20 protein-coding genes, 2 tRNA genes and 1 pseudogene are annotated in these 23,722 nt (G+C 69.2%); 9 read left to right on the top strand and 14 right to left on the bottom strand.

Going from position 1 to position 23,722, the window contains the following annotated elements:
• Positions 1-21 precede the first annotated feature (21 nt).
• On the top strand, positions 22-1,254 hold the full coding sequence (locus G555_RS17060; protein ID WP_211223119.1) for a recombinase family protein: 1,233 nt from the start codon (positions 22-24) through the stop codon (positions 1,252-1,254).
• 186 nt (positions 1,255-1,440) lie between these two features.
• Here G555_RS17060 and G555_RS0100900 read toward each other — a convergent pair.
• Both G555_RS0100900 and ppk2 read right to left on the bottom strand, forming a co-directional pair.
• Positions 1,441-1,513, bottom strand: a tRNA-Arg gene (locus tag G555_RS0100900).
• A gap of 94 nt (positions 1,514-1,607) precedes the next feature.
• Entirely contained in the window at positions 1,608-2,549 is a 942-nt protein-coding gene (gene ppk2, locus G555_RS0100895; RefSeq protein WP_051208075.1) for a polyphosphate kinase 2, read from the bottom strand.
• 86 nt (positions 2,550-2,635) lie between these two features.
• On the opposite strand from ppk2, the gene orn reads away from it, so the two are divergent.
• Complete coding sequence (gene orn, locus G555_RS17055) at positions 2,636-3,343, top strand: oligoribonuclease (protein WP_051208072.1); 708 nt, start codon at positions 2,636-2,638, stop codon at positions 3,341-3,343.
• Positions 3,344-3,413: 70 nt separating this feature from the next.
• Positions 3,414-3,489, top strand: a tRNA-His gene (locus G555_RS0100885).
• Between the two features lie 447 nt (positions 3,490-3,936).
• Here G555_RS0100885 and G555_RS0100880 read toward each other — a convergent pair.
• The gene (locus G555_RS0100880; protein ID WP_028707418.1) at positions 3,937-4,905 is read right to left on the bottom strand and encodes a quinone oxidoreductase family protein; all 969 of its coding nucleotides are present in this window, start codon (positions 4,903-4,905) and stop codon (positions 3,937-3,939) included.
• Between the two features lie 79 nt (positions 4,906-4,984).
• Here G555_RS0100880 and G555_RS22705 point away from each other — a divergent pair, with 79 nt between their 5' ends.
• Positions 4,985-5,341 carry an aldo/keto reductase gene (locus tag G555_RS22705; RefSeq protein ID WP_245581154.1) on the top strand — a complete coding sequence of 119 codons (357 nt, stop codon included), beginning with the start codon at positions 4,985-4,987 and terminating at the stop codon, positions 5,339-5,341.
• Here the strand turns inward: G555_RS22705 and G555_RS0100870 are convergent.
• The 4 genes from G555_RS0100870 to G555_RS0100855 all read right to left on the bottom strand — a co-directional run bounded on the left by G555_RS0100870 (position 5,335) and on the right by G555_RS0100855 (position 8,702).
• Positions 5,335-5,847, bottom strand: coding sequence for a MarR family winged helix-turn-helix transcriptional regulator (locus G555_RS0100870; protein WP_028707416.1), 513 nt, complete (start codon positions 5,845-5,847; stop codon positions 5,335-5,337). The two genes, G555_RS22705 and G555_RS0100870, sit on opposite strands and share 7 nt — an antisense overlap.
• Before the next feature lie 368 nt (positions 5,848-6,215).
• Positions 6,216-6,977, bottom strand: a complete 762-nt coding sequence (locus G555_RS0100865; RefSeq protein WP_028707415.1) for an ABC transporter permease — start codon at positions 6,975-6,977, stop codon at positions 6,216-6,218.
• A 68-nt stretch (positions 6,978-7,045) separates the two neighbouring features.
• The gene (locus G555_RS0100860; RefSeq protein WP_245581153.1) at positions 7,046-7,885 is read right to left on the bottom strand and encodes an ABC transporter ATP-binding protein; all 840 of its coding nucleotides are present in this window, start codon (positions 7,883-7,885) and stop codon (positions 7,046-7,048) included.
• Between the two features lie 196 nt (positions 7,886-8,081).
• A complete protein-coding gene (locus tag G555_RS0100855) occupies positions 8,082-8,702 on the bottom strand; it encodes a DUF262 domain-containing protein (RefSeq protein WP_028707413.1) in 621 nt (206 codons plus the stop codon).
• A gap of 220 nt (positions 8,703-8,922) precedes the next feature.
• Between G555_RS0100855 and G555_RS23315 the strand changes: the two are divergent.
• The 5 genes and pseudogenes from G555_RS23315 to G555_RS17045 all read left to right on the top strand — a co-directional run.
• A pseudogene (locus G555_RS23315) lies at positions 8,923-9,486 on the top strand (DUF2397 family protein); the annotation flags it as partial.
• Positions 9,487-9,532: 46 nt separating this feature from the next.
• Entirely contained in the window at positions 9,533-10,468 is a 936-nt protein-coding gene (locus G555_RS17050) for a DUF2397 family protein (protein ID WP_051208068.1), read from the top strand.
• Positions 10,465-11,613: a DUF2398 family protein gene (locus G555_RS0100845; protein WP_028707412.1), complete on the top strand. Its 1,149-nt coding sequence runs from the start codon at positions 10,465-10,467 to the stop codon at positions 11,611-11,613. The genes G555_RS17050 and G555_RS0100845 overlap by 4 nt, the downstream gene beginning before the upstream one ends.
• Positions 11,610-15,758, top strand: coding sequence for an SbcC/MukB-like Walker B domain-containing protein (locus tag G555_RS0100840; protein ID WP_028707411.1), 4,149 nt, complete (start codon positions 11,610-11,612; stop codon positions 15,756-15,758). The genes G555_RS0100845 and G555_RS0100840 overlap by 4 nt, the downstream gene beginning before the upstream one ends.
• On the top strand, positions 15,755-16,948 hold the full coding sequence (locus tag G555_RS17045; protein WP_084634479.1) for a TIGR02679 domain-containing protein: 1,194 nt from the start codon (positions 15,755-15,757) through the stop codon (positions 16,946-16,948). The genes G555_RS0100840 and G555_RS17045 overlap by 4 nt, the downstream gene beginning before the upstream one ends.
• Before the next feature lie 177 nt (positions 16,949-17,125).
• On the opposite strand, the gene G555_RS0100830 is transcribed toward G555_RS17045, so the two are convergent.
• From G555_RS0100830 to G555_RS0100800, 7 genes are all read right to left on the bottom strand, one after another.
• Positions 17,126-18,370: a multidrug effflux MFS transporter gene (locus G555_RS0100830; RefSeq protein WP_051208061.1), complete on the bottom strand. Its 1,245-nt coding sequence runs from the start codon at positions 18,368-18,370 to the stop codon at positions 17,126-17,128.
• Positions 18,371-18,380: 10 nt separating this feature from the next.
• Complete coding sequence (locus G555_RS17040; RefSeq protein WP_156887361.1) at positions 18,381-18,878, bottom strand: MarR family winged helix-turn-helix transcriptional regulator; 498 nt, start codon at positions 18,876-18,878, stop codon at positions 18,381-18,383.
• Between the two features lie 142 nt (positions 18,879-19,020).
• Entirely contained in the window at positions 19,021-19,848 is an 828-nt protein-coding gene (locus G555_RS0100820; protein ID WP_084634477.1) for a MerR family transcriptional regulator, read from the bottom strand.
• A 139-nt stretch (positions 19,849-19,987) separates the two neighbouring features.
• The gene (locus tag G555_RS0100815) at positions 19,988-20,353 is read right to left on the bottom strand and encodes a DUF2200 domain-containing protein (protein ID WP_028707408.1); all 366 of its coding nucleotides are present in this window, start codon (positions 20,351-20,353) and stop codon (positions 19,988-19,990) included.
• Positions 20,354-20,527: 174 nt separating this feature from the next.
• Positions 20,528-21,322 carry a DeoR/GlpR family DNA-binding transcription regulator gene (locus G555_RS0100810; protein WP_028707407.1) on the bottom strand — a complete coding sequence of 265 codons (795 nt, stop codon included), beginning with the start codon at positions 21,320-21,322 and terminating at the stop codon, positions 20,528-20,530.
• Positions 21,323-21,335: 13 nt separating this feature from the next.
• Entirely contained in the window at positions 21,336-22,331 is a 996-nt protein-coding gene (gene pdxA / locus G555_RS0100805) for a 4-hydroxythreonine-4-phosphate dehydrogenase PdxA (protein ID WP_028707406.1), read from the bottom strand.
• Complete coding sequence (locus tag G555_RS0100800; protein ID WP_028707405.1) at positions 22,328-23,632, bottom strand: four-carbon acid sugar kinase family protein; 1,305 nt, start codon at positions 23,630-23,632, stop codon at positions 22,328-22,330. Before G555_RS0100800 ends, pdxA begins: the two co-directional genes overlap by 4 nt.
• Between the last annotated feature and the right edge of the window lie 90 nt (positions 23,633-23,722).

The following is a 23,722-nucleotide window of genomic DNA, read 5'->3' as shown; positions in this document are numbered from 1 at the left end:
AGGCCAAGGAAGGACAGCACGATGACCCTCTTACTCCCAGCACCAGCCGAGGCTGACGAGAAGCTCGCATTTACGGCGGTGACCTATCAGCGCGTCTCCACGAAGGAACAGGCCGCGAAGGGTGGCCGCGACGAGGGGTTCTCCATCCCGGCGCAACGCGAAGCCAACGGCCGCAAGGCTGAAGCTCTCGGTGCGCGGATTGTGGCGGAGTTCGTCGATGCTGGGGAGTCCGCCCGCTCCGCCGACAGGCCGGACTTGAAACGCATGCTCGACTACATCGCGAGCCATCAGGTGACGTATTGCATCGTCCACAAGGTCGACCGGCTCGCCCGCAACCGCCTCGACGATGTCGAGATCCACCGCGCGTTACTCGACGCAGGCGTCACGTTGGTGTCGGCGACGGAGAACATCGACGAGACCCCGTCCGGGATGCTGTTGCACGGGATCATGTCGAGCATTGCGGAGTTCTATTCAAAGAACCTCGCTACGGAGGTGGTGAAGGGGCTGACGCAGAAGGTCACGACCGGTGGTACTCCGATGCGGGCACCGATCGGGTACCTCAACGTCCGCAGACGTGATGAGCGTGGGCGCGAGTACCGCACCGTGGAGATCGACCCCGAGCGTGGGCCGATGATCCGGTGGGTCTTCGAGCAATACGCCACCGGCGACCACACCGTCGTCGAGCTCCTCGATGAGGTCACCGCTCGGGGACTCCGGACGCTGCCGACGCCAAGCAGGCCTCCGAAGCCGGTAGCCCGCTCGGGGTTCTTCGCTATGCTCCGCAACCCGTACTACGTCGGCATCGTCCGCTACAAAGGCGTCGAGCACCCTGGCGCGCATGAGCCGTTGCTCGACTTCGACACTTGGGCGCGAGTGCAACGCCTCCTGGACTCGCGGAAGCTCGCCTCTGAGCGGCGTCGCATCCACGATCACTACCTCAAAGGGTCACTGTTCTGCGGTTCTTGCGGGTCACGGATGCAACTCGACTTCCCAACCAACAGCCAGGGCATCCGATACGCCTACTTCGTCTGCGCAGGACGAGCCACCAAACGAAAGAACTGCACCCGCAGAGCCGTACCCGTCGGGATCGTCGAGAAGCTCGTCGCCGACTGCTACCAAGACATCTCCATCACCGAGAAGCAGTACACCGCGCTGGCCGCGCAGGACTCGCCGACATCGACCGGCGCCTCACCCGCGAGCGTGAGGGCAGCGAGGGCGTACGTCGTCATCTCACTGCCGCGCTGCGCCTGCTGATCGACTGCGCCACCATGTACGCGCGCACCGATGACCACGGCAAGCGCCTCGCGAACCAGGCGCTCACGGGCGGCATCGACCTCGGAGAAGACGGCGAGGCCACGATCCGCCTCACCGAACCCCTCGCCGCCATCACCTCACCTGAGACATCTCGCGATGTCTCAGGTTCTAGTACGTCTGAAAAAGTGCCCCCGGCAGGACTCGAACCTGCGCGCGACAGATTAGAAAGCTGCTGCTCTATCCGCTGAGCTACGGGGGCATCGCACCGATGGTAGCGGGAACGCACACAACACGCCCACAGCAAGGCGTCGTCGTCTTGCCGGCAGTGCCCGTCGAGCCCTCGGACGGGCCCGTCAGTCCCCGATGACGTCCTTGGCCCGCTGCACGATGAGCGGGTCGGGATCGAACACGACCGACGGATCCTTGCCCTCGTAGTCGAACTGGTTGAGGAAGAACCGCATGGTGTTGATGCGGGCACGCTTCTTGTCGTTGCTGCGGATCACCGTCCACGGGGCGCGGTCGGTGTCGGTGACCTCCATCATTCGCTCCTTGGCGGCGGTGTAGTCCTCCCACCGGTCGAGCGACTCGAGATCCATCGGTGACAGCTTCCAGCGCCGGACGGGGTCGATCTGCCGGATCGCGAACCTGGTCCGCTGCTCGCGCTGCGTCACCGAGAACCAGAACTTGGTCAGGTGGATGCCGCTGTCCACGATCATCCGCTCGAAGTCGGGTGCCTGCTGCATGAAGACGTGGTAGTCCTCTTCGTTGACGAAGCCCATGACGCGCTCGACGCCCGCACGGTTGTACCAGGAGCGGTCGTAGAGCACCATCTCGCCGAATGTCGGGAAGTGCTGGATGTAGCGCTGGAAGTACCACTGCCCCTGCTCGGTGGTCGTGGGCTTGTTCAGCGCCACGACACGGCACGTCCGCGGGTTCAGGTGCTCGGTGAACCGCTTGATCGTGCCGCCCTTCCCGGCGGCGTCGCGTCCCTCGAAGATGATGATGTGGCGGATGTCGTTGTCCTGGCCCCAGTACTGCAGTTTCAGCAACTCGACCTGGAGCAGGTATTTCTCGGCCTCATACGCGTCGCGCGGCATCAGCTCGTCGTACGGGTAGTCCTGCCGCCAGGTCTCGACGGCCCGGCCGCCCGGGTCGATGAGCTCCGGATCGGGGCCCTCGGGGTCGCCGACCGTGTACCCGCCGGCGATCAGCTTGTCGATGAACTCGCGCAGGTTCTCCCGCTCCTCGTTCCCGACGTCCTCGTAGGGATCGATGAGCTTCTCCAGATCCGTCATAACACCCCCACCGCCGAGTTCTGATCGTATCCAGCCTATCCATCCGGACGACCCCTGCCCGCAGGTGAGGGCTAGTGTTTACTTACGTGAAGGATCTGTTGGTGTGGATCGACTGCGAGATGACCGGGCTGAACATCGACACGGACGAGTTGTGCGAAATCGGCGCGCTCGTCACCGATGGCGACCTCAATGTCCTCGGCGAGGGTGTGGACGTCATCATCCGGCCCAGTGCCGCCGCCGTCGCACAGATGGACGATTTCGTGACGAACATGCACGCGCAGTCGGGCCTGTCGGATGCATGGGAGTTCGGCGTGGACGTCGGCGCCGCCGAGGCGCAGGTGCTCGAGTACGTCCGCGCATACGTCCCCGAGGCCCGCAAGGCACCGCTCGCGGGCAACACGATCGGCACCGACCGGGCGTTCCTCGCCAAGTACATGCCGGCCCTGGAGGGGCACGTCCACTACCGCAACGTCGACGTCTCGTCGGTGAAGGAACTGGCCCGGCGCTGGTTCCCGCGGGTCTACTTCAACGCCCCCGCCAAGAACGGCGGCCACCGGGCGCTGGCCGACATCGCCGAGTCCATCGAGGAACTGCGGTACTACCGTGAGGCCCTGTTCCGTTCCGAACCCGGCCTCACGACCGACGAGTTGAAGGAGATCTCCTCCCGGCACGAGGCATCCCTCACGGCCGGGCTCGCGATCCCCGCCGCGCCGCAACCCGACGAGAGCGCCTCGTCGGCGAACGGTGAGGACGCGTCCGCCACGCCGGGTGCGGGCACGTCGGCCGCGGGCTAATCGATTTCCCTCCCACGCGCCGCCTCGGATAGACTTTGCTGGCCCTACGGGGTACGCCTCGGGGGGCGTGGTGGGTGTAGTTCAATTGGCAGAGCACTTGGTTGTGGTCCAAGACGTTGCGGGTTCGAGTCCCGTCATCCACCCCAAATGGGTCAAGTGTGAACGTGCGACCAAGGGCCCGCCCTTGGAGGAAGTTCCCGCCTGACCCGTTTTCTTTGCCTCGGCCGCCCAGGTCAACGCATCGGCCTGCAACTCGGCAATGCTGAGCCCGTCGTGGGGCGACCGGTAACCAACCCGGATGCCGTTGTCCTCATCGACGTAGATCGCCTTGAACAGAGCCTGGTTGCATAGCCGGCGGATAGCGTAGTCGGCGTTCGCGTGGATGTCTGTGACGTTCGACAGCAGGATCAGCGAGTCGTCGAGGCTGGTGCGGACGAACGCAGATGGGCGACCTCGTTGGCCGCCGACTGCTGTTCATCGTGGGCAGCGCTGTTCTGAGCAAGACAGCGGCGACGCGACACGATCATTCATCGGCTTCTTGTGCTTCCTGTGGAGTGCCCAGCCCGGGCGTACGGGGCTGAGCTTGGGGTGAGTCAGGCGGTCTCGTGGACCAGGACGGTCTTGCCGATCGTCGTGCCGTCGCGCAGCGCGGCGAGGATACGGGGCGCGTCTTGGATCGGTGCTTGCTCGGCGACGTGTACGGTCACCTCGCCGGAGGCCACGAGCGCGAGGGCGCGCCGCAGGTAGGTGCCCACGGTGTGCGGTTGCGCGGCGGAGAGTGCACCGAGGTTGAAGCCGAGTACGCCGATCCCGCCGAACCAGAGTGTGTTGCTGGCGATCTGCTGGTCCCCGTCCTGGGCGGCGTCGCCTACGGCGAGCAGTCGTCCGCCCAGGCGCAGCAGCCCGAGGCTTGCCTGTCGGCCTGCCCCGGAGACGGGATCGGCGATGACGTTGAACTGTCCGGGCTCTTGGTCTGCAAGGTCGGCGCGCATCCACACGTCGTCGTAGCCCAGGTCGAGCGCGGTTTGTCGTTTGTGTTCGCTGCCGACGACCCCGACCACTCGCGCGGCGCCGAGGAGGCGGGCGATCTGCCCGAACTGCGACCCCAGGCCTCCGGCGGCGGCGTGCACCAGGACGTGCTCACCGGGTTGGAGGTGGGCGACTCGTTCGAGCACGAGCAGAGCCGTCGTGGTGTTCGAGGGCACCGCCGCTGCCAGAGCCGGGTCCATTCCTGGCGGCAGGGGCGCGACCAGGCCGGCATGGGTGACCGCGACCTGCCCGTAACCGCCGCCGGCGTTGATGGTCAACGCCGCGACCGGCCGGCCGGGTGCGAGCCCGGTCACGCCCCCGCCGAGCACCCGGATGCGTCCGGACGCCTCGATGCCGGGCACCCACGGCAAGGGGATGTTGACGAAGCCTCCCGCGAACAGTGCCTCCACATAGTTCGCGCCGGCGAACTCCACATCCAACGCGACCTGCCCCGCTCCCGGCACGGGCGCGGGCATCTCGCGGTAGCTCAGCCCATCGGGCCCGTCGTAACTCGTGATCTGCATCGCCTTCATCCGGCACGCCTCCCCAATGGCGAGTATCAGTACCCTACATAGTATCAGCGTACTGATTCATGCTGAGAATGGAGACGAGATGGACAAGCGCGAACTCGGTTCCGGCGGGCCGCGAGTGACGCCACCGGCACCCTCACCGCCGACAGCTTCGAGGACGGGGATTTCCGCGCCGGCAACGCACGGTTCATCACCGAAGCGTTCGACCGAAACCGTGCCATCCGAAGAAGTCGCACGCATCACCCCCGCGCACCACACAACACCGGCACAGATCGCGCTGGCCTGGCTGCTCGACCTCGCCGGCAACGTGATCCCGATCCCCGGCACCCGAAGCAGCATCCACCTCGCAGACAACCTCGCCGCCCTCGACATCCGCCTCACTGCCGATGAACGAGACCGCCTGACCAGGCCTCCTGCAGCATACGGTTCCCGCTACTGATCGACCGCCGCAGCAGGGTCGCCGCGCAGCGCCGTCGCGGCCCGCTGCAACAGGTCGCGCAGCAGCGTGCGCTCCTGCTCGCTGAACGCCTCACCCAGCCGCTGCTCGACCGCCCGCGCGACCTCATCCGCACGCAGTACCAACGCTTCACCCGCCGGCGTCAACGTCACCACAAGCACCTTGCGGTGCAACGACGACGGCTCCCTCCGCACCAGCCCCTTGGCCTCCAGCTTGTCCAGCGTCGTGCCCATCGTCTGCGGCGTCACCGCCGCCACCCGAGCCAACTGCGCCGACGACTGCCCCGGGACGTAGTACAGCGACACCAGAGCCGCGTACTGCGCCACCGTCAACTCAAACGGACGCAACGCCTCCGCCTTCGCCGCGATCATCGCCTGCTCCGCCGCCTTGATATGCGACCCCAGCCGAGCCCCCAAGTCCGCAACGAACTCCACCTCACCCCGGCGAGGCGCAGGAAGGCAGAACCCCGAGGCATCACTGTCAGTCATCTAACTAGAATAAGCTACCTGAGATATTGTCGCCCGGGCTGGGGGTGATCCTGATTTCGCGGCCCGTCCATTCCGCCGCAGCGTCAGTGTCACGCCCCGCCGGGTATCGGGCGATGGTCCTCTCGCGGCTCTCGCGGCTCTCGCGGAGTTCGAGGTGACGGGCGCACGGTCCCAGATGTGGGTCACCGGCCTGACGTTCGCGCCGACCTTCGCCGGGGTATAGCGCCGCGTCTGCGGCTTCCCGGGCACCTGCTCCTTCGGCACGTGCTCATCCTCGTCTCCAAGATCACGAGCCTCCAAAGAACCCAGCGCGGTTCAGAGATGTGAGGAACCGAACCTGTGCCTGCTCATCGTCCGGACCGTCGTGGCTACTGGCGCTTGGTGTCGCGCCGCCAGGCCCAGGCAGCGACCGCGAAGCCGACGACGATCCAGCCGGTGAGGTTCGCCCAGATCCGCCAGTCGCCCACCGCCATGCCGCCGAGGTCGTTGATCTTCGCATCGGGGCCGAACAGGGCGAGCACGAGGTTGACCATGCCCCCCATCGGGACGATCTGCTGCAGGACGGCGAAGAAATCTCCGCTCAACGGAAGGGTGAACACGCCGGAGAGGAAGCTGCAGAACAGGATGACCGGAACGAGCAGGCCGGTGCTCCGGTCGGGGTTGAGCAGCAGGCACAGGATCTGTCCGATCGCGGCGAAAGTGAGCGCACCGAGCAGTGCGATGCCGACCGCCGCCAGCCAGATCCAACCGGGCATGACGGCCTGGTGCCAGATCGCGGCGACGACGTAGAGCACGGCCACGCTGCCCAGAGCGCCGATGACTGCGGAGCCCGACTTGACGACGATGTAGCTCCATGGCCGAAGGGGGGTGAGGCGCAGCGTCCGGTTCCAGCCCAGTGGACGCTCGTGGGCGATCGTCATCGCCTCGGTGGCGGCGGTCATGCAGGCCCCGTAGAACGCCATGAAGCACAGCAGGACGGCGTTGCCGTTGCCACGCCCTGACATCTGGTCCATACCCTGCATGGAACCGAACAGGAAGTAGAAGACGACGGGCATGGCACCGCAGAACAGGAGGGTGACCGCCCGCGTGCCCATCCGCTTGAGTTCGACACCCAGGTAGACCAAGCTCACAGGGCGAGGGGACACGCGGGATCGATCGGCTCCGTCCTCGGCCGTGCGACGCGAAACAGTGGTGGCCGTCATGCGTTGCTCCGTTCGGTGAGCTTGAGGAAGGCGGCTTCCAGGGACTCGGAGGTCACTGTCAGGTTGCGTCCTCCGGCTGTGCTCAGGGCCGCGACGACGCGGTCGGAATCCTGGGTGTGGACGATCAGCCGGGGACCCTGGAGTTCGCACACGATGCTGCCGTCCCGCACCTGCGCCGCGGCCGTCGCTGCCGCCTCACCGGAGGGGAAGTCAGCCTGAACGGTACGTCCCGCGGCCAGGTTGCGGATCTCGGCCGTTGTCCCGTCGGCGACAACGACTCCCTCCGCGATCACGACCACGCGGTCGGCGTACTCGTCGGCCTCCTCCAGGTAATGCGTCGCGAACAGGACCGTTCGACCAGAGAGCGCCTGGTCGTGGATATCCCCCCAGAACGCCTTACGAGCAGCCACGTCCATCCCGGTGGTCGGCTCGTCGAGGATGATCAGTTCCGGGTTCGGGATCAGCGCCATGGCGAACTTGAGGCGTTGCTTCTCCCCGCCGGAGCACATCTGGGTCTTGCGGTGCGCGATGCCGGCAATTCCCACCTGCGCCATGACCTCATCGGCACGCTGCTTCCCGTAGCCGAAGATATCGGCGACGATGCGCACATGGTCACCCACTGCGATGTCGTTCAGCAGCCCGCCCGTCTGGGTGACCGCGGCCACCAGACCGGCATCCACCGCTTCCCGGGCGGTCATTCCGCGAACCGTGACCGAGCCCGATGTGGGCATCGACAGGCCCAGCACCATGTCAATGATGGTGGTCTTGCCCGCACCGTTGGGGCCCAGCAGGGCGACCACCTCGCCTGCGGGGATCTCCAGGTCGACGCCCTTCACCGCTTCGACGTCACCGAAGCGTTTGTGGACGTTCCGCAGGACGATTGCGGCTGTAGCACACACAGGATTCACAGGGCTTGCATAGCAGCCTGTGCCACGCGCTACGTAGTCGCCCTCGCCGGGCCGCCTGCGGAACGGACGAAATCGTGCCGGATCGCGCCCCTCCTCCGTAGTCCACCGCATGCACCTTCCGGGCTCAACACCGCGGCCCGTCCCGCCGAGAGCAGGCTGACGAGCTCAGAGCAGATGCCGCGCCTCCACGCGCCGACGGTCGGCGAAGCGGGGTGTCGCTGTCTCGACCGTCCTGGGCTGGGCTTACGTAGGGGGCCAACATGGCGCATGCGGCGTCCGGCCGGGCCTGCGCCCATTCCAGCAGGCGTCGCAGATCGAACAGCACCGGAAGCGGTACCCGCGGCTCGTCGCCTCCGCCGCCACCCGGGACGAACTCGTTCTTGGCCAGATCGAAGTCGATCCGGAAGCGCTCGGAAGCGTCGTAGGCAAGCTGGTCGACTGCGTTCGCAATGGCCGTGATGCGCTGCTGGCCGTCGACGACCCACATCGCCTCGGTGGTCTCGGGCGCCGGGATGCTCAACTCGCCCAGCCTCACCTGGGCTGCTCCGGCTGGCCGGCTCCACAGCAACAAGCTGCCGATCGGATAGCCCTTGAGAATGCTGTCGAAGAGGTTCAGAACGTCTTTGCGCACCCAGCGGAAGTTCCGCTGAAACTCTGGCACGCGGAGGCGCCCCTGCGCGACGAGGCTCGCGAGATCCTCGATCCGGTACACCCCGGCCCTGGTCCGAGTGGCGATCTCGGTCACCTTTCGTCGGCCTCCTCCGTCGCGACCTCACCGCTACAGTAGGCGATGGCCCGGACATTCACGGGCCAGCACGTCGGGACGGGGCAGTGCCCATCGGTCAGCAGTCAGGCGGCTGGGACGCCCAAGGGCCTGCCATCCGGTCAGATGTCTGCGGCGACCTTCTGGCCGGAGGCTCCACCGGTTGAATCGCCATCGGGCTACGCGACTGCTGAGTTCCGAAATGCCTTGTCGGGGGGTCCCGGTGAAGCGGAGCCCGTTCATCATCCTCACGATCCCTCCCAAGATGGAGACGGCTCAGGCCCGCGCAAGCTCTCGCCCGGTGGCGAAGCTTAGAATGTCGGAACCTGGCGAGACGACGGAGGCGATGGTGGACGTCCCAGCACCGACCCCCTGGCAGCTCCTGTCCTTGCCGGGAGCTGTGACCGCTGCGTCCTATCTCACCGGCCCCTTGGCGAAGCAGTATCGCCTCATCGTCGACATCCTCGACGACGAGCGCATGCACTCGCTCACGGGCATCGGGCACGACGAGCTCGAGGCACTCGTCCGCGCGCGGCTCCCCGGCGACGCCACCCGGGGCCTCCTCTCCGACCTCGACCTCGACAGCCGCATGCGTCAACTCGTCGACTGGGGCACCTGCGAGTCATGGCAGGACCGCGCCGAGTCCCAGCCGGACTTCCTCCGCAACCGCCACCGCTACCAGTTGACGGAGGCCGGCTCCGCCTTCAACGCGGCGGCGCGGCGCATCGAGGCAGACCTCGGCACGACGTCGACCGCCGTGCTGCTGGCGCCAGTCACTCTCGTGGAGCGCCTCACTGCGACTCTCGCGGCTCTTGACCGCGGCACTCGGCGGGGCACCGACCGAGCAGAAGGTCACCCGCCTGCTCGAGACGATCCTCTCCTACGTCGAGGCGTGGGGCTCCGGAGTCGACGCGTGGACCGACGACATCGCCGCCACCCTGCCCCGGCTCCGCGAGGTGCCCGCGCCGGACTGGCGGGCCATGGCTCTGGCGCGGCTCGGAGCTGAGGCCGCCGAGATCGCGCTGACCGATGCCGCCGAGGAGATGCGCGCGGTGGTCCACACTCTGGCCACGTGGTTCTCCGGCGATCACCCCCAAGCACAACGGCTGCGGCGGCAGATCCGCGACGCCGTCACCCCCGTGCTGCGCAGCCACCGCACTCTGCTGGCCGTGGGCGGCACCGTCTCGCGTAAAGCCGATCTGCTCCGCCTGGCCGCCGCGCTCGAACGGGCCGACACCGACGACGACGCCTGGCGCCTGTGGTGCACCTCCACCGGCCTGTACTCCGCTCGGCACGTCACCTGGGAGACGCCCGATATCGCTGCGGGACCACAGACCTCCACCTGGGATGCACCTCCGGCCGCGATCTCGCGCCGACTGCGAACGCAAGGCGCTCGCGCGTTGACCGGGCGAGCCACCCGCATCGCCGACACCTCGGCGGCCCGGGCCGAGGCCCGCCTGCTGGCGGCCCGGGCTCAGGCTGATCTGGAGCGGGCCGGATCCTCCCTGGCCGCCCGCTCCGGGACCCCGCTCAGCGCCTGGGGCGCGCTCGGCGCGACCGAGGCGGAGCTCTTCCTCGAACTGGTCTCGATCGCCCGTAACCAGCGCTCCGGTGACGGCGTGAGCACAGGACGGAGCGCCGACGGCCGCTGGAGCCTGATCCTCCGTCCCCGCCCGGGGTCCGCTGTGCTGACGATCCCCGACGGCCGGCTCGCCATGCCCGACGCGGATGTGGAGTTCGGCACATGACCGAGTCCATGCGGCGCGCGGACGACGCGGACAAGCAGCGCGCCTTCCTGGGCTTGCTGTCGTCCCAGGTCGTCACACCCTGGTCGCACCCGGCGCTCTACCCGCTGGTCCACCGGCACGCCGCAACCCTCACCACGTGGTGCGGCCGACTCGACTACCGACTGGTCCACCTCGACCGCTGCTATCGGCTCCGGCGCGTCCCTCTCGACGGCGGTGTCGCGGTCCCCGACGGCGAGGCCCCGCGCCGGGCTGTGCTGCTTCTCACGCTGTACGCGGCAGCGTGCCTCGACGATCATCACGAAGACGCCATAACGCTGCAAGAACTCTCCGACGTCGTCCGGCTGGCGACCGCTGGACTCGGCCGCTGGCCCTACGACCCGAACCTGCGCCCGCACCGTCAGAGTCTGATCGCGGCGGTGCGCCTGCTCGTCGGGCACGGAGTACTGGAGCCCCGCACCGACGAGCAGTTGGTGGAAGGCTGGGAGCGTTCGGGCGAAGGCATCGGTGCCGGCTACCTGCTCCACCGCGACGCGCTGATGATGCTGATCGACACCGGCGACGTCGACCTGGCGCTTGCCCGAAGAGGCGAGCCCGAGGATGACACTCGCGGTGTCGAGTTGCTGCGCGCGCTGGTGGAGACCCAGGCCATCCTCGTCGACGAGTTGCCGGAGTCCTCGCGGGCTTACCTCAGCGGGCAGCGGACCCGACTGGCGTCGCGTGCCGAGGAGATGACGGGCGGCTCGGTGGAGATCCGAAGCGATGCCATCACCCTCGTCCTGCCCGCCGACCGTGACCTCCCCGCCGACCTCCAGGTCGACTTCCCCTCCGCAACCACCGTCGACTGGGTCTCGCTGCACCTCCTGGAGGGCGCCGCGCGGGAGGACACCGGATCGTTCCGCGTCTGCCCTGCGGAGAAGGTACGCCGGCTCGCCACCGACCTGCACGCCTCCAGCAGCAGACACCTCACCAAGGCCCTCCAGGAGTCGCCGTCTGCGGTACTGGTCGCCGCCCAGGAGCGGCTCACCGCGTTGGGCCTGCTGCACGTGCTGTCCGACGGCGCCTGGCGGCTCACCCCGTTGGCCGGCCGCTATCGCGACGCCGACCTCTCCATTCCCGACGACCCGCTCTTCCCGGAGGACGCGTGAGGACCGACGACGATCTGCGGGCCTGGCGCGATGCCGCCCGATCCGGCGGGTTCCCGACCCCGACCCGAAAGCGCTGGCAGCCGCTACGGGCCGGCGTGGTCAACCTGTGGGAGTTCGAGGTCGCCGAGTATTGGTACGCCGACGGCTGGGCGCAACTGATGGGCCGCAACGAGACCGGCAAGTCCTCTCTGATGGCCCTCACCACGCTGATCCCCTGGCTCGGCGACACCTCCAGCACCAACATCGACACCCTCGGCCGGTCTGGCAAGCAGTTCGCCTACTATGTGCGGCCCATCGGCACCGACGGCGACCGGCGGGACGCCTCCGCGTCGTTCTTCCACGGCTGGCTGTGGGTGGAATACGGCCGGGTCACCGATACGGGCCCGCGGTTCTTCACCACGCTGCTGTATTCGTCGGCGCGTACCGGGAGCCAGAAGGTCGCCCTCGAATGGTGCACCTGCGAGTCCAGTCGCGTGCGTGAGGCGCTGCGTCTCACCGCCGGCCGCGACGTCCTGCCACCGAAGGCCATCGAGGCGCCCGGTTTCTTCCCGTATCCCTCCGGGCAGCTCTACAAGGCGGCGGTAGCCGAGCGCCTGCTGGGCTCCACAGTCGACCGGCTCGAGACCATCGGCAAGATCCTGAAGGTGACCCGGACTCCGAAGCTGGGCGCGCAACTCGATGTCCGGTTCGTGACGGATCACCTCCGCGATTCGCTGCCGGCGTTGCGGCAGGGCGAGATCGACCAACTCGCCCAGGGCTGGGACCAGCTCGACCAGATCCGCAACGATCTGGAGCGGGCCCGCCGGGCCGCCGAACGTGTGGCGCGCCTCGCCGAACGATCGTGGCGGCCCTGGTTGCGTGCGCGGCTCCGGATCGACGCCGACGACGCCGCGGCCCAGCGCACCGGGTTCGACCGGGTGACGCGCGAGGAGGAGACCGCGAAGGCTACCCTGACGACGGCAGAGGCTAGAGACAGCGACCTCGCGCGTCTCGCGGACGCCGCTTCCCTGAGCGCGGCCTCCGTGAGAGCGGCGGCCGAGCAACTGCTCGAATCGGCCGCCTACAAGGACGCCAGCACCCGCATTGAGAACGCTCGCCGCGCCGAGGAGGACATGCGCCGCGCGGGATCGGACCGCGATGCGGCCCGAGACGGCGCGCATCGCGCGGACAAGCGGGCGGCCGATGCGGCGGAGGCTGCCCAGACGGAGGTGGACCTCGCGGATGAGGCCCGGCAGCAGGCGCAAGGCGCGGCGGGCGAGGTACGCCGAACAGCCGGACTCGCCGGCATGCCGCCATCGGAGACGCTCGACCCGGGTCGACTGCTGCAGAGCACGGAGCAACGCCGGCAGGCGACGGATCGCGCCCTGGGACTGCTGCGCGTGGCAGAGGACGCTCAGTCCGCGGCCGCCCAGCAGGAGGCCCTCGCCGGGGCGGCAGCCACCAGTGCCGACGAGGCGAACACCAAAGCCGAGGGAGCATGGGCCGACGCGGAGGCCGAGCACGAGGCGCTCGTGGCCAATATCGAGGCGTGGGCGGCCATCGCGCCACAACCCGTGCACAGGTTCGCGGCCTGGATCGAGGCGCTGCCCCGCGCCACCGGGGACCTGTCAGCCCCACTTCTCACAGACATCATTCGCGCCGAATGGTATGAACCGCTCCGAACAGAGTTCGAGCAGCGACGGGTTGCCGCAGCGACCGCGAAGGAATCCGCCCTCACCGAAGCCAACCGTCTGCGGCACGACATCTCGGAACTGAAAGGCGCGGGCGTGGCGCCGCCGCCATCGCCCACGTTGTGGCACCGTCGCTCCCGCGCAGGGGTGTCGGGTGCGCCTCTGTGGCGCCTGCTGAATCCCGTGCCGGCGGCGACCGACGCGGAGGTGGCGCACATTGAGGCGGCGCTGGCAGCAGCCGGGCTGCTGGACGCCTGGGTCGAGCCGGGCGGAGCACACGGGCTCGACACATTCGCGGTCTCCCCCGACAATCCGGGTGACGGTCTCCGGCTGTCCGCGTTGCTGTGCGTCGCCGACGATGCGGGCTCCCTCGGCGCTGCCGCGCAGGCGGTGCTGGACGGAGTGGCACTGCGGCGCGCGGACGAGTCGCTGCCCGCTGCGGGCGTCGCGGTCGCCGTCGACGGCCGATGGCGCAACTCCGCACTCGAAGGCACCGCCGCTCCCACCCACGAGGCCGCCGAGTGGCTGGGTGAGTCGGCGCGCGAGGCACAGCGTCGTCGTCGGTTGACGGAGCTCACCGCCCAGATCGCGACGGCCGAGGAGGAAGCCGCCGCGCATGAGGCGGGGCGGGCCGAGGCGCAGGCCGCGCTGGACGCCGTGGCCGGTGCCGTCCGCCACGCACCGTCGGACGCCGAATTGCGGCGACGACTCGGCGCCACAGGCATTCTGGCCGACGTGGCCGAGGAGGCCCGGGCTGCGGCGGCCAAGAGCCAGGAGCGGGCTCGTGACGCGCGGGCGTCCGCCGAGACCCGCCAGGCCGAGCTGCTGCGGTTCGCAAACGAGCACCGGCTGCCGCACACGAGAGAAGACATCAGCCAGGTCGTCGCTGCGCTCCAGGACCTGCGCGCCGCGCTTCGGACGCTGCAACGCGAGAACGAAGCCGTTGCCCTCTCCGAGCGGCGCGCCGACCACGCTCGGTCGAAGCTCGAAGAGCTGCAGGACGAACGTGCCGAAGCACAGAGACGCCACGCGGAAGCAGAACGAGCGCTGGGGGTGGCGGAAGCTCGGTCCGAGGCGATGCGCTCGGCCGTCGACGCCGACGACCAGACCGTGCTCGACGAGCTGGGCCGGCTGCAGAGGACGGCGAAGGATGCCTCCGACGAAGCAGGTCGGCACGAGACCGAACGGATCAAGGTGTCGGCCGACGTGGGCGCCGCCAGGGAACACCTCCGCAGCGTCGAAGAGCTACGCCAGTCGGCCACCAGGGAAAGGGACCGGGCCTATCGTCGCTTCCGCTCGCTGATCGACCGCGGGGTCGCCGACGATCTGGGACTCCCCCTGACGGAGCCCCACTCGTCGAGCGTGGAGCACGTCCGGGCGCAGGTGGCCGAGGTGCGTCGCGCGGTCAATCCCGGCCGGCAGTGGCGCGACGGCGATCCCGAAGCCAACGCCCACGTCCTCCAGCGGCTGCGGTCGGGGCTCGAGGGCGACGCACGCGAGGCCCGGGACGAACTGGAGCAAGGCGGTCGCTCGCTGCAGCTCGAGCCGGCCGACGATCTCGTCCGGATCGAGGTAACGGTCAACTCGAACGGCACCACGCAGCCCCTTCGGGAAGCGACCACCACCCTTTCGAACACCGTCACCATGTTGTCCGAGGCATATGATGCCAGGGTTCAGCAGACACTCGACGACCTGTTGGGCTCCACTTTCCTGGAGCACATGCGCGAGCGGATCGGCCGGACCGAGAAACTCATTCACGACATCAACATCGTGCTGCTGCAGCACGCCACCTCCACCAGCGACACCGCGTTGCGCATCCGGCTCGAGCCCGGGCAGAACAGGGCCGTGCTCGACACATTCCGCCGGAAGGGCGGCCTGCTCGACCCCGACGTCGCGGGTCAGGTTCGCGACTTCCTCCGTACTCGGGTCGACGAAGCCAAGCGTCAGGCCACCGACGAGGGTCAGGCGGACTGGCGCGACGCACTCGCGCGCCAACTCGACTACCGCGCCTGGTACGAGATCCACCTTGAGCGGCGCGTCGGCAAGGGTGGCAACTGGGGTCCGCTGAACACGCGCAGCTTCGCCCTGCTGTCGGGCGGAGCCCGCGCCGTGATGCTGATGCTGCCCCTCGTCGCGACGCTGTCCGCGCTCTACCAGGAGATGTCCGGAGCCCCTCGTCCGCTCTGGCTCGACGAGGCATTCGACGGTCTCGACGTGCCTAACCGGTCGATGGTGATGGACCTGCTGCGCGAGTTCGACTTCGACGTTCTGGTCGCCGGGCCCGGCCGGCTGGTCAACGTGGCGGTGGTTCCGGCGGCGGCGATCTACCAGGTCGTCCGCGCCCCCGAGCCCGTCCCCGGTGCCGACCTGACCCTTGAGCTGTGGGCGGGCGGCACGCTGGAGGCGATCGACCTACCTCTGTCCTGGCTCGAGCCGTCGCCCGCCGTCCCGCCCGACCAGGACGCGCTGCTATGACGCGGCCGGGTCGGCCCGTCCCAGGGACGGCCGAGGGGTCGAGCGTCACGGTGCCGCCATTCCTCCTCGACTGGGCGGCGCGGCCCGGTCCGGCCAAGGTGCTTGCGGCAGCACGAGTCCGCGTGGAATCCGGACGGCTGGGGTCGCGAGCGAAGCTGGAGCTCGACCTCACTCCAGCGGAGCGAGCCGAGGTCGGCCAGATGCTGGCACCGTCCTGGGCGGCGTCCGGCGACCCGGTGTCGGCGCTCGAGCTGCGCCGGGCACTCGACGACCACGGCGTCACGCTGGAGGACCTGCTCACCACAGTCGGCGGGCCGCTGCGCGACCTGCGCTCCGAGCGGGCCGAGGCGCGAGCGGCACGCGTCTCGAACCGCCAGAGCGCTCTCGCCCTGCTCGCGTCCCTGTCTCCCACAGTGATGGATCCGGCTGTGTTGGAGCGCTGCCTGGTCGGCGCCGACGACAAGGTGAATCGCGCCGAGCAGATCACGAGAGTGATCCGCCGCCTCGACGCACACGCGAGCATTTCGCCCACGGAGCAACCCGTCCGGCTGGGTGTGCTCGCCGCGGAACTGTTCGGTGACGCGCATGCGCTGGACCGCTCCGCTGGGCTGGGCCGCGCCGTCGTCCGCTTCGCCTGCGGGCGGGCTGCGACACCCGAGCGCCCATATGCCGACCCCGTCGGCGACGCGGCCGCCTGGCGCGAGGCGTGGGCCTCGGTGGGTGTCGTCTGCGACGGGGTTTCCGCGCTGGTGCTTGTGCTGAACCTGCCGCTGATCGGCGACGGCCCGGCGGCCCGGCTGTGCGCTGTCACGGGCGAGCCGGTATGGCTCACGCTGCGGACTCTGCGGCACCCGTTCGCGCTGGCCGACGGCACGCCTGAGGTGTTCGTCTGCGAGAACCCCGCCGTCGTGGAAGCCGCGGCCGATGCATTCGGTGCGGCCAGCGGACCGTTGGTGTGTACGTTCGGCCTCCCCAACCTCGCGGCAACCACCCTCTTGACCGCCCTCGCACCGTCGACGAGGCTCCGCGTCCGTGCCGACGGCGACGCGGTCGGCTGGTCGATCGTGAGTCGGCTCCTGGAGCTCCCCGGGGCCGAATCCTGGCGGATGCCCGCCGGTCTCAGCGCCTACGAGGAGGAGGTCCTCGACGACCTCCTCCTCGACCTCGGCGCGTCACCACCGACGGCCTGACGTCCCAGTGCACGACATGCGCACGTCATGAACACATCCACAGAGCATGTTCGAATACGGACGCGATGTGAACATGTCGATCCCCCGAACCTGTGCTCCGCACTCCGGGGCCGCCCACAGACCTCGGCGCAGCGATTCAGCTTCGACGGGCGGGCGTATCCTGCGCTGGCCGGGTCCTCACGCCGTCGCGTCGCCACGGCGGCAGAGAAACAGGTAGGCGGCCCCGGCTGCGACCGCCGAGCCTCCCATCACCAACGTCATCGACACGGCGCTCGTCTGGCCGGTGATCGCGACGAGTTGCGCCACTCCCCCGGCCACAGCCGACTGCACCGCTCCCATGACCGCCGACGCCATCCCGGCATTGGCGCCGTGGCGATCGAGGCCCAGCGTCGTGGTGTTGGCCAGCACCGGCGCGTTGCAGGCCGACGCCAACGCCACCAGGAACAGCAGCACCCACAGAGGCGGATGCCCCATGGCTCCGGTGATCGTCGCGGCGGCGACCGCGGCCACCACGCTCACCAGCAGGCCGATGACGAGGATCCGTTTCGGTGAATGGCGCACGACCAGCCGATTGTTGAGCAGGCCGCCGACGATCAGCACCAGTGCGTTCAGGGCGAACAGCAGCGAGTAGTGGAGCGACCCCAGCCCGTACTCGGTCTGCAGGACGAAGGACGACCCGGAGATGAAGGCGAACAGGACACCGAGGCCGAACGCCTGCGTCAGCACGTACCCGACGAAGACGCGGTCGGTGAGAACCGTGCGAATGCTCCGCCCGACATCTCCAAGGCCGCCGCTGACGCGCCGCCCGGCGGGCAGCGACTCCCCCACGATCGACGCCGCACACGCCAGCATCACGACCGAGATGCCGGCGAGCACCCACAGGATCCCGCGCCACCCGACGGGTTCGGCCAGCACACCGCCGAGCACCGGTGCTGCGATCGGAGCGAGGCCGGTGATGATTCCCAGGACGCTCAGCGCCTTCGCCAACTCGACGCCATGGGCGAGGTCCCGGGCGATGGCGCGTCCCAGGACGGGCCCGACCGATCCGGTGAATCCCTGCAGGAACCGTGCCGCCACGAGCACGCCGATCGAGCCGGACATCGGCGCGATCACGCTGGCCACCACGAACAGCGCGCCCGCGATGATGAGGGGGCGGCGCCGTCCGAAGCGATCGGAGATCGGACCCCAGCAGAGCTGCCCGATCCCCATTCCGATCATGAACACGGTCAGCGTCAGTTGCACCGACGCCGAGGACGTCCCGAACTCGGCGGCGACCTGAGGGAAGACCGGCAGATAGAGGTCGGTCGCCAGCGGCGCGACCGCCCCCAGCAGCGCAATGGTCGCCAGCACCGCCGGTGACAGTGTCAGCGCGACGGCCCCCGCGGCGGGTCCGAGCTCCCACCACTGCCGCACATCGGCCACTGCCCCGCGCCTATGCACCCGAACCCCGCTCCACGGCCACGGGCCCCGGCTCGCGATCTCCTGCCTCCGCGGCGACGCCCAGCCGCCTGTCCAGGTCGCGCAGCAGCCGGTTGACCTCGGGCAGCTCCGCCCTCCCGCCGACGACGGGCATCAAGAGCCGTGTCCACTCGCTGCGGATCCGCTCCAGGTTCTGGTCCGCCAGGGGCGTCGGCGACAGCCGAACCCCTCGCCGGTCGTGCGGGTCGGTCGAGCGACCCACCAGGCCCTTCGCGTCGAGCGAGCGCAGGGCCGCGCTCATATTGCTCGCCGCCAGCCCGACGTCGGCCGCGACCCGCGAGGGAGAGGTTCCGGGATGCTGATGGACGTACCGCATCACCAGGCTCTCCAGAGGAGTCAGGGGAATCACGTCGACGTCGCTGTGCCCGCGGACCGTGATCTTGCGTGCGACGTTCAGGACCAGATCCGCGAGGTCCGCGACGTCGGGGTCGATTCTCATCGGCTTGTTCACGGTCAGCAACGATATACCTATCTCATCATCACTATGATCAGATAGTTATTTCGCGGCCTCCCCGGGACGTCTCGCGCCTCATCCGGCCCGAGGTGCGCGAGGCCGACCGGAACCTCCCGGCCGGCCTCTCCCGGAGCCGGGACTACCGCCCGAGGATCGGGAAGCAGACGTCCGTGATCCAACTGCTGGGGTCGGGGTTCTGGGCCGGGCTGACGCGATAGATGTTGAACATCGGTCCCGTTCGGAGGCGGTGCCCGGCGATGTACACGCCGATCGCGCCGGTGATCGAGGGCATCTGGGAGTAGTCGCCGGTCAGCGTCGCGGTGACGATCTCCTGGGAGGGCTGGTGTCGTCGGTCCAGGGGCGCCACCGGCGTGAACGGCCCGGCGACCTGGATCCAGACCTCGACGTCGACGTCGGCCTCGCGGTGCTCGGGGTCATGGAAGGTGGCACCCGAGATCCCACCCGCCGGGAACGAGGCGCCCGACTGCTGCAGCAGAGGCATGATCTCCTGCCACAGAATGCCCTCGTCCCCATAGCCGGGGATGATCTTGCGCAGAGCTGCGATCTCCATCTCCGGCAGCGTCGTGACGGTCACTTCGGTCATTTCGGGTCGTCCTTTCAACGTGGTGCTGACGCGGTCCAGGGCGATGAGCTGCGCATGGAGGTCCTCGCGCTGACGCGAGAGTTCCCGACGCCGGGCGTCGATGGCAGCCTCGACCATGGCAGGATCGGTCGACTCCAGGAGCTGGGCGATCTTCTCGACCGAGAACCCGGCATCACGCAGTTGGACCGCCAGATTGGCGTCGGCCAACTGCTCGGCCCGGTAGTACCGATACCCGCTGAAGGGATCGACCCGAGCCGGGATGAGCACGCCGTGCTCCTGGTAGTGGCGGAGCATCCGCACGCTGATCCTCGACATCGTCGAGAAGGCGCCGATTCGCAGCAGGCTGTCGTCGTTGCGATCCATACCCTGAGCACACACCCTCACACCATGGCAGATGCAAGACACGACGGCGGAGTCACGCACGCCCCGACCCGGACCCGGCCTGCGGACGACGGAGTCAGGCGGCCGGGCCGAGTCCGACGGCCTGCCGACGGGATCGCAGCTACGTGCCGACGGTGCCGTCCCGCAGGATCGTCGCCATCTTCTTTCCGCGCGCCAGTTCGTCGACCAGTTTGTCCATGTAGCGGATCTGCTGCATCAGCGGGTCCTCGATCTCCTCCACGCGATGGCCGCAGATCACGCCCGTGATGAGGGACGCCTGCGGATTGATGCCGGGGGCCTCGGCGAAGAAGGTCTCCAGGTCGACCTCACGGGCGATGGCCTCCTCCAGCCCGGCGGCGTCGTAGCCCGTGAGCCAGGAGATGACCTGGTCCACGTCTTCTCTGCTGCGATTCTTACGCTCGGCCTTGGCCACATAGAGCGGGTAGATGCTGGCGAAACTGGTCGCGAAGATCCGATGCCGTGCCATTCCTGCCCCCTTCGTCGGACGGGGAGCCGCCCACCGGCTCCCGGCGAAGCCGCACGGCTCACGCCGCGAGCGTAGGAGACCTCGGCCGTGTCCGGCTACCCCGGCAGCCGGGTGACCGGCCTCGGGTCGTCGCACGACGGCTCGGCGACGGTCACCCCGACGTCCGCCAGGGCCTCACCTGACCGGGTGATCGGGGACGGCGACCATGACGAGCTCGATCGCGGAGTCCGCGAACGGCGCGGCCTGTTCCTCGGTCAGGGAGTCGTCGGTGACGAGCGTCCACGGCGTGGGGATGCGCGCCCAGGCATGGAACGGCGTGGCCCCGACCTTGGCGGCATGCGCCAGGACGAAGAGCCGCCCCGTGCGGGCGGCGACCTGCTCCTTGAGACGGGTCTGGGTGAGATCGGCCTCGCAGAGGCCACGGTCGGCGCTGACCCCGTCGGTTCCGAGGAACGCCACGTCGAAGGTGAGGCGATCCAGCGCGGCTTCGGTGATCGGACCCACGAACGCCTGGCTGATCGGCCGAAGCCGACCGCCGAGGCAGTCGACGTTGATCCCCGGGACGTCGCCCAACTCGTGCATGGACGTGAGCGAGACGGTCACGGCGGTCAGACTGGTCGCATCGCGAAGCTCGTGCGCGAGGGCCGCGACGGACGATCCGCCGTCGAGGAACACCGTGTCGCCGGGCGCCACCTGCCGCCGGGCCCATTTCGCCATCGCGCGCTTCGCGGCCGCGGCCTCGCCCAGCCGCTGCCGCAACGACAGCTCCTGGTGCGCGGCGGCCAGCGGGATGGCGCCGCCGTAGGTCCGGGCGATCTGGCCCGTCTCGGTCAGCCGCGCAAGATCCCGCCGGATCGTCGACGGGGTGACGCCGAAGTGCTGAGCCAGCACCTCCACGTTCGCCTCGCCGCTGGTGCTCGCCCACTCGATGATGCCGCGGCGCCTGCTGGCGGCATCACGGGGCGACATCGCGGCTCCCTCGTCAGACTGGGTTCGACCCGGCCAAGGAGGTGGCCTGGCGCATCGCCTCGATCATACTCCGCGGATCGACGGTGCCCCGGCCGGCGATGTCGAAGGCGGTTCCATGATCCACGGACGTCCGGATCACCGGCAGCCCGACCGTGATGTTCACCCCGGCCTCGATACCGAGGACCTTGACCGGGCAATGCCCCTGATCGTGATACATCGCGACGACGAGGTCGAAGTCGCCGCGCACGGCGAGGAAGAACAGGGAATCCGCGGGCAGCGGCCCGACCACGTCGATCCCCGCCTCCTGTGCCTGTGCGATGCCGGGGGCGATCTGACGCTCCTCCTCGCCGTCGCCGAACAGCCCGTTCTCGCCAGCATGAGGGTTGATGGCGCAGACGCCGATCCGCCGCGTCAGGCCGGCCCGGCGCAGCGTCTTGTCCCCTTCGACGATCGTGCGGAAGACCCGGCCCGGCTCGATCGAGTGGATCGCGTCGATGAGGCCCATGTGCGTGGTGACGTGGATGACCTTCAGCTTCTCGGTGGCCAGCATCATCCACACCTCCGGAGTGCCGGTGAGATGAGCGAGAAGCTCCGTGTGACCGGGGAAGTCGTGACCGGCCAGCTTCAGCGCGGCCTTGTTGATCGGCGCGGTGCAGATCGCATCGACCCGTCCCGCGACGGTGAGCTCGGCCGCCTTCTCGATGTAGCGGTAGGCCGCCTCGCCGGCCGCAGCACTGAGCCGGCCCCACGGAAGATCGGACGGCAGGAGCGCCAGGTCGATGACGCACAGCCGGTCGAAGGCCGGGGCGGCCTCGGCCGGATCGGCGATGGTCACGATCGACGCGGACCGCCCCTGCACCGCGAGGGCCTGCCGGAGGCGCTCGGCATCGCCGATGACGACCGGCCTGCAGTGAGCGAGGACGGCCGGATCGAGACACGCGGCGACCGTGACCTCGGGGCCCACCCCGGCCCCGTCGCCCATGGTCACAGCAATCAGCGGGAGGTTCATCGGTCGGCCTTTCTGTCGGGAGGCATGGAGAGCCTGATGGCGCTGGTGCGCTGCACCAGGACGGCGAGCGAGTCGAGCCCGCCGAAGCTGCCGGGGCGGGTCGCGATGAAGCGCCCGCTCGGGGTCCGGCTGACGACGGCGCCCGGGTACGCCTCCGCCAGGGGCTGTAGGCGGGAGAGGCCGAGGCCGTCGACGAGCGCACGGGCCGTGGCACCGCCGGTCGCCACGAAATCGGCGTCGCCGTACCGCGCAAGCGCACAGTCGACGAGCGCCCGCGCCCACGAGCCGTCCTCGCAGGGACGATCCCCCGCTGCGGGGGTGGTCAGCACCACGACCGGCGCGAGGCTCGACGAGGCGCCCGCGTCGGGTCCCGTCACTTCGATCACGGGGACGCCCGCCTCGGCGAGGTGGCCGATCTGGGCGCGGGCGGCCGGCTCCGTCGAGCCGACCAGCACGGCGATCCGCCGGGGCACGGCGGCATCGCGTTCGGCCGGCCCCGGCGCCGCCGACGGCATCGGGGACGCCGCCTGCTCGGGGCGCTCGCGGCGCGCCCGCCTGCCGAGCGCGGCGGCGAGCCCGCCCGTGCTGATGATCAGCTCGTCGGGCAGGCCGGCGAGCGCTGCCGCGACGAGATCGAGGTCGTCGTCCGTCTCCGCGTCGACCAGGGCCACGCCGCCCGCATTCACGATGCCGGCGAGCATGCGCACACACTCGCCACGACGACTGCGCACAACGCGCAGATCAACACAGCGGACGGAGCGGACGTGTGGCTCCAGGAGATGCACGAGATCGCATCGTCCGGCAGGGTCGGGAGCCCCGTCCGCCACACCGTGCAGCACCCCGTCGCGCACGGTCCGTCCGAGCGCGGGAAGGGCGGGCACGATGACGGCGGGCCCCTTTCCGATCAGCGTCCGGACCTCGGCGGCCGTGTTGCCGCGCCACAGGGAATCGATCTTCTTGATCACCCTTCCGCCCGGCCCGGCGCAGCGCCGCGCGGCTTCGAGGGCCGACAGCAGTCTCACCGTGGCGACCTGCGGCGCCACGGCGCGAGAATCGAGGTCCAAGGAGACAATAGTGGCTTGCCAGGGCGGTTCCTCATGCTCACCGCCCCGCCCGCCGGCCGGCCCGCGCCCCACGTCGGAACCACCGGTTCCCGATGCATCGGGCTCCCGCAGGGCGGCCACATCCAGCACCACCTCGGCGGCGGCCGGGACAGGCCCCGACAGTCCCGCCAGCGCGGCGGCGGACTCCACGGCCCCGGTCAGGTCGTCGGCGACGACGACCGTGCGCGGTGCGGACATGGGACCCCTCTTCTCCGAACGGTTCGTGCGGTGGGCGGCGATGACGCCCGGACGTCACTGCGGCAACGGCTCTTCCGCGTGATTCACGCT

The sequence above is a fragment of the Propionicicella superfundia DSM 22317 genome, from assembly GCF_000423465.1.
In the GTDB taxonomy this organism is placed as follows: Bacteria; Actinomycetota; Actinomycetes; order Propionibacteriales; family Propionibacteriaceae; genus Propionicicella; species Propionicicella superfundia.
This window is presented reverse-complemented; position numbering and strand designations above follow the sequence as displayed.

What these genes read in the sequence shown, in the direction of transcription:
- G555_RS0100820 (WP_084634477.1), bottom strand. Translation starts at nt 19,848, where the DNA reads ATGGATCGCAACGACGACAGCCTGCTGCGAATCGGCGCCTTCTCGACG.
- G555_RS0100880 (WP_028707418.1), bottom strand. Translation starts at nt 4,905, where the DNA reads ATGAAGGCGATGCAGATCACGAGTTACGACGGGCCCGATGGGCTGAGC.
- G555_RS0100810 (WP_028707407.1), bottom strand. Translation starts at nt 21,322, where the DNA reads ATGTCGCCCCGTGATGCCGCCAGCAGGCGCCGCGGCATCATCGAGTGG.
- ppk2 (WP_051208075.1), bottom strand. Translation starts at nt 2,549, where the DNA reads ATGACGGATCTGGAGAAGCTCATCGATCCCTACGAGGACGTCGGGAAC.
- G555_RS17060 (WP_211223119.1), top strand. Translation starts at nt 22, where the DNA reads ATGACCCTCTTACTCCCAGCACCAGCCGAGGCTGACGAGAAGCTCGCA.
- G555_RS0100800 (WP_028707405.1), bottom strand. Translation starts at nt 23,632, where the DNA reads ATGTCCGCACCGCGCACGGTCGTCGTCGCCGACGACCTGACCGGGGCC.
- pdxA (WP_028707406.1), bottom strand. Translation starts at nt 22,331, where the DNA reads ATGAACCTCCCGCTGATTGCTGTGACCATGGGCGACGGGGCCGGGGTG.
- G555_RS0100815 (WP_028707408.1), bottom strand. Translation starts at nt 20,353, where the DNA reads ATGGCACGGCATCGGATCTTCGCGACCAGTTTCGCCAGCATCTACCCG.
- G555_RS0100870 (WP_028707416.1), bottom strand. Translation starts at nt 5,847, where the DNA reads ATGACTGACAGTGATGCCTCGGGGTTCTGCCTTCCTGCGCCTCGCCGG.
- G555_RS17045 (WP_084634479.1), top strand. Translation starts at nt 15,755, where the DNA reads ATGACGCGGCCGGGTCGGCCCGTCCCAGGGACGGCCGAGGGGTCGAGC.
- G555_RS22705 (WP_245581154.1), top strand. Translation starts at nt 4,985, where the DNA reads ATGGACAAGCGCGAACTCGGTTCCGGCGGGCCGCGAGTGACGCCACCG.
- G555_RS0100845 (WP_028707412.1), top strand. Translation starts at nt 10,465, where the DNA reads ATGACCGAGTCCATGCGGCGCGCGGACGACGCGGACAAGCAGCGCGCC.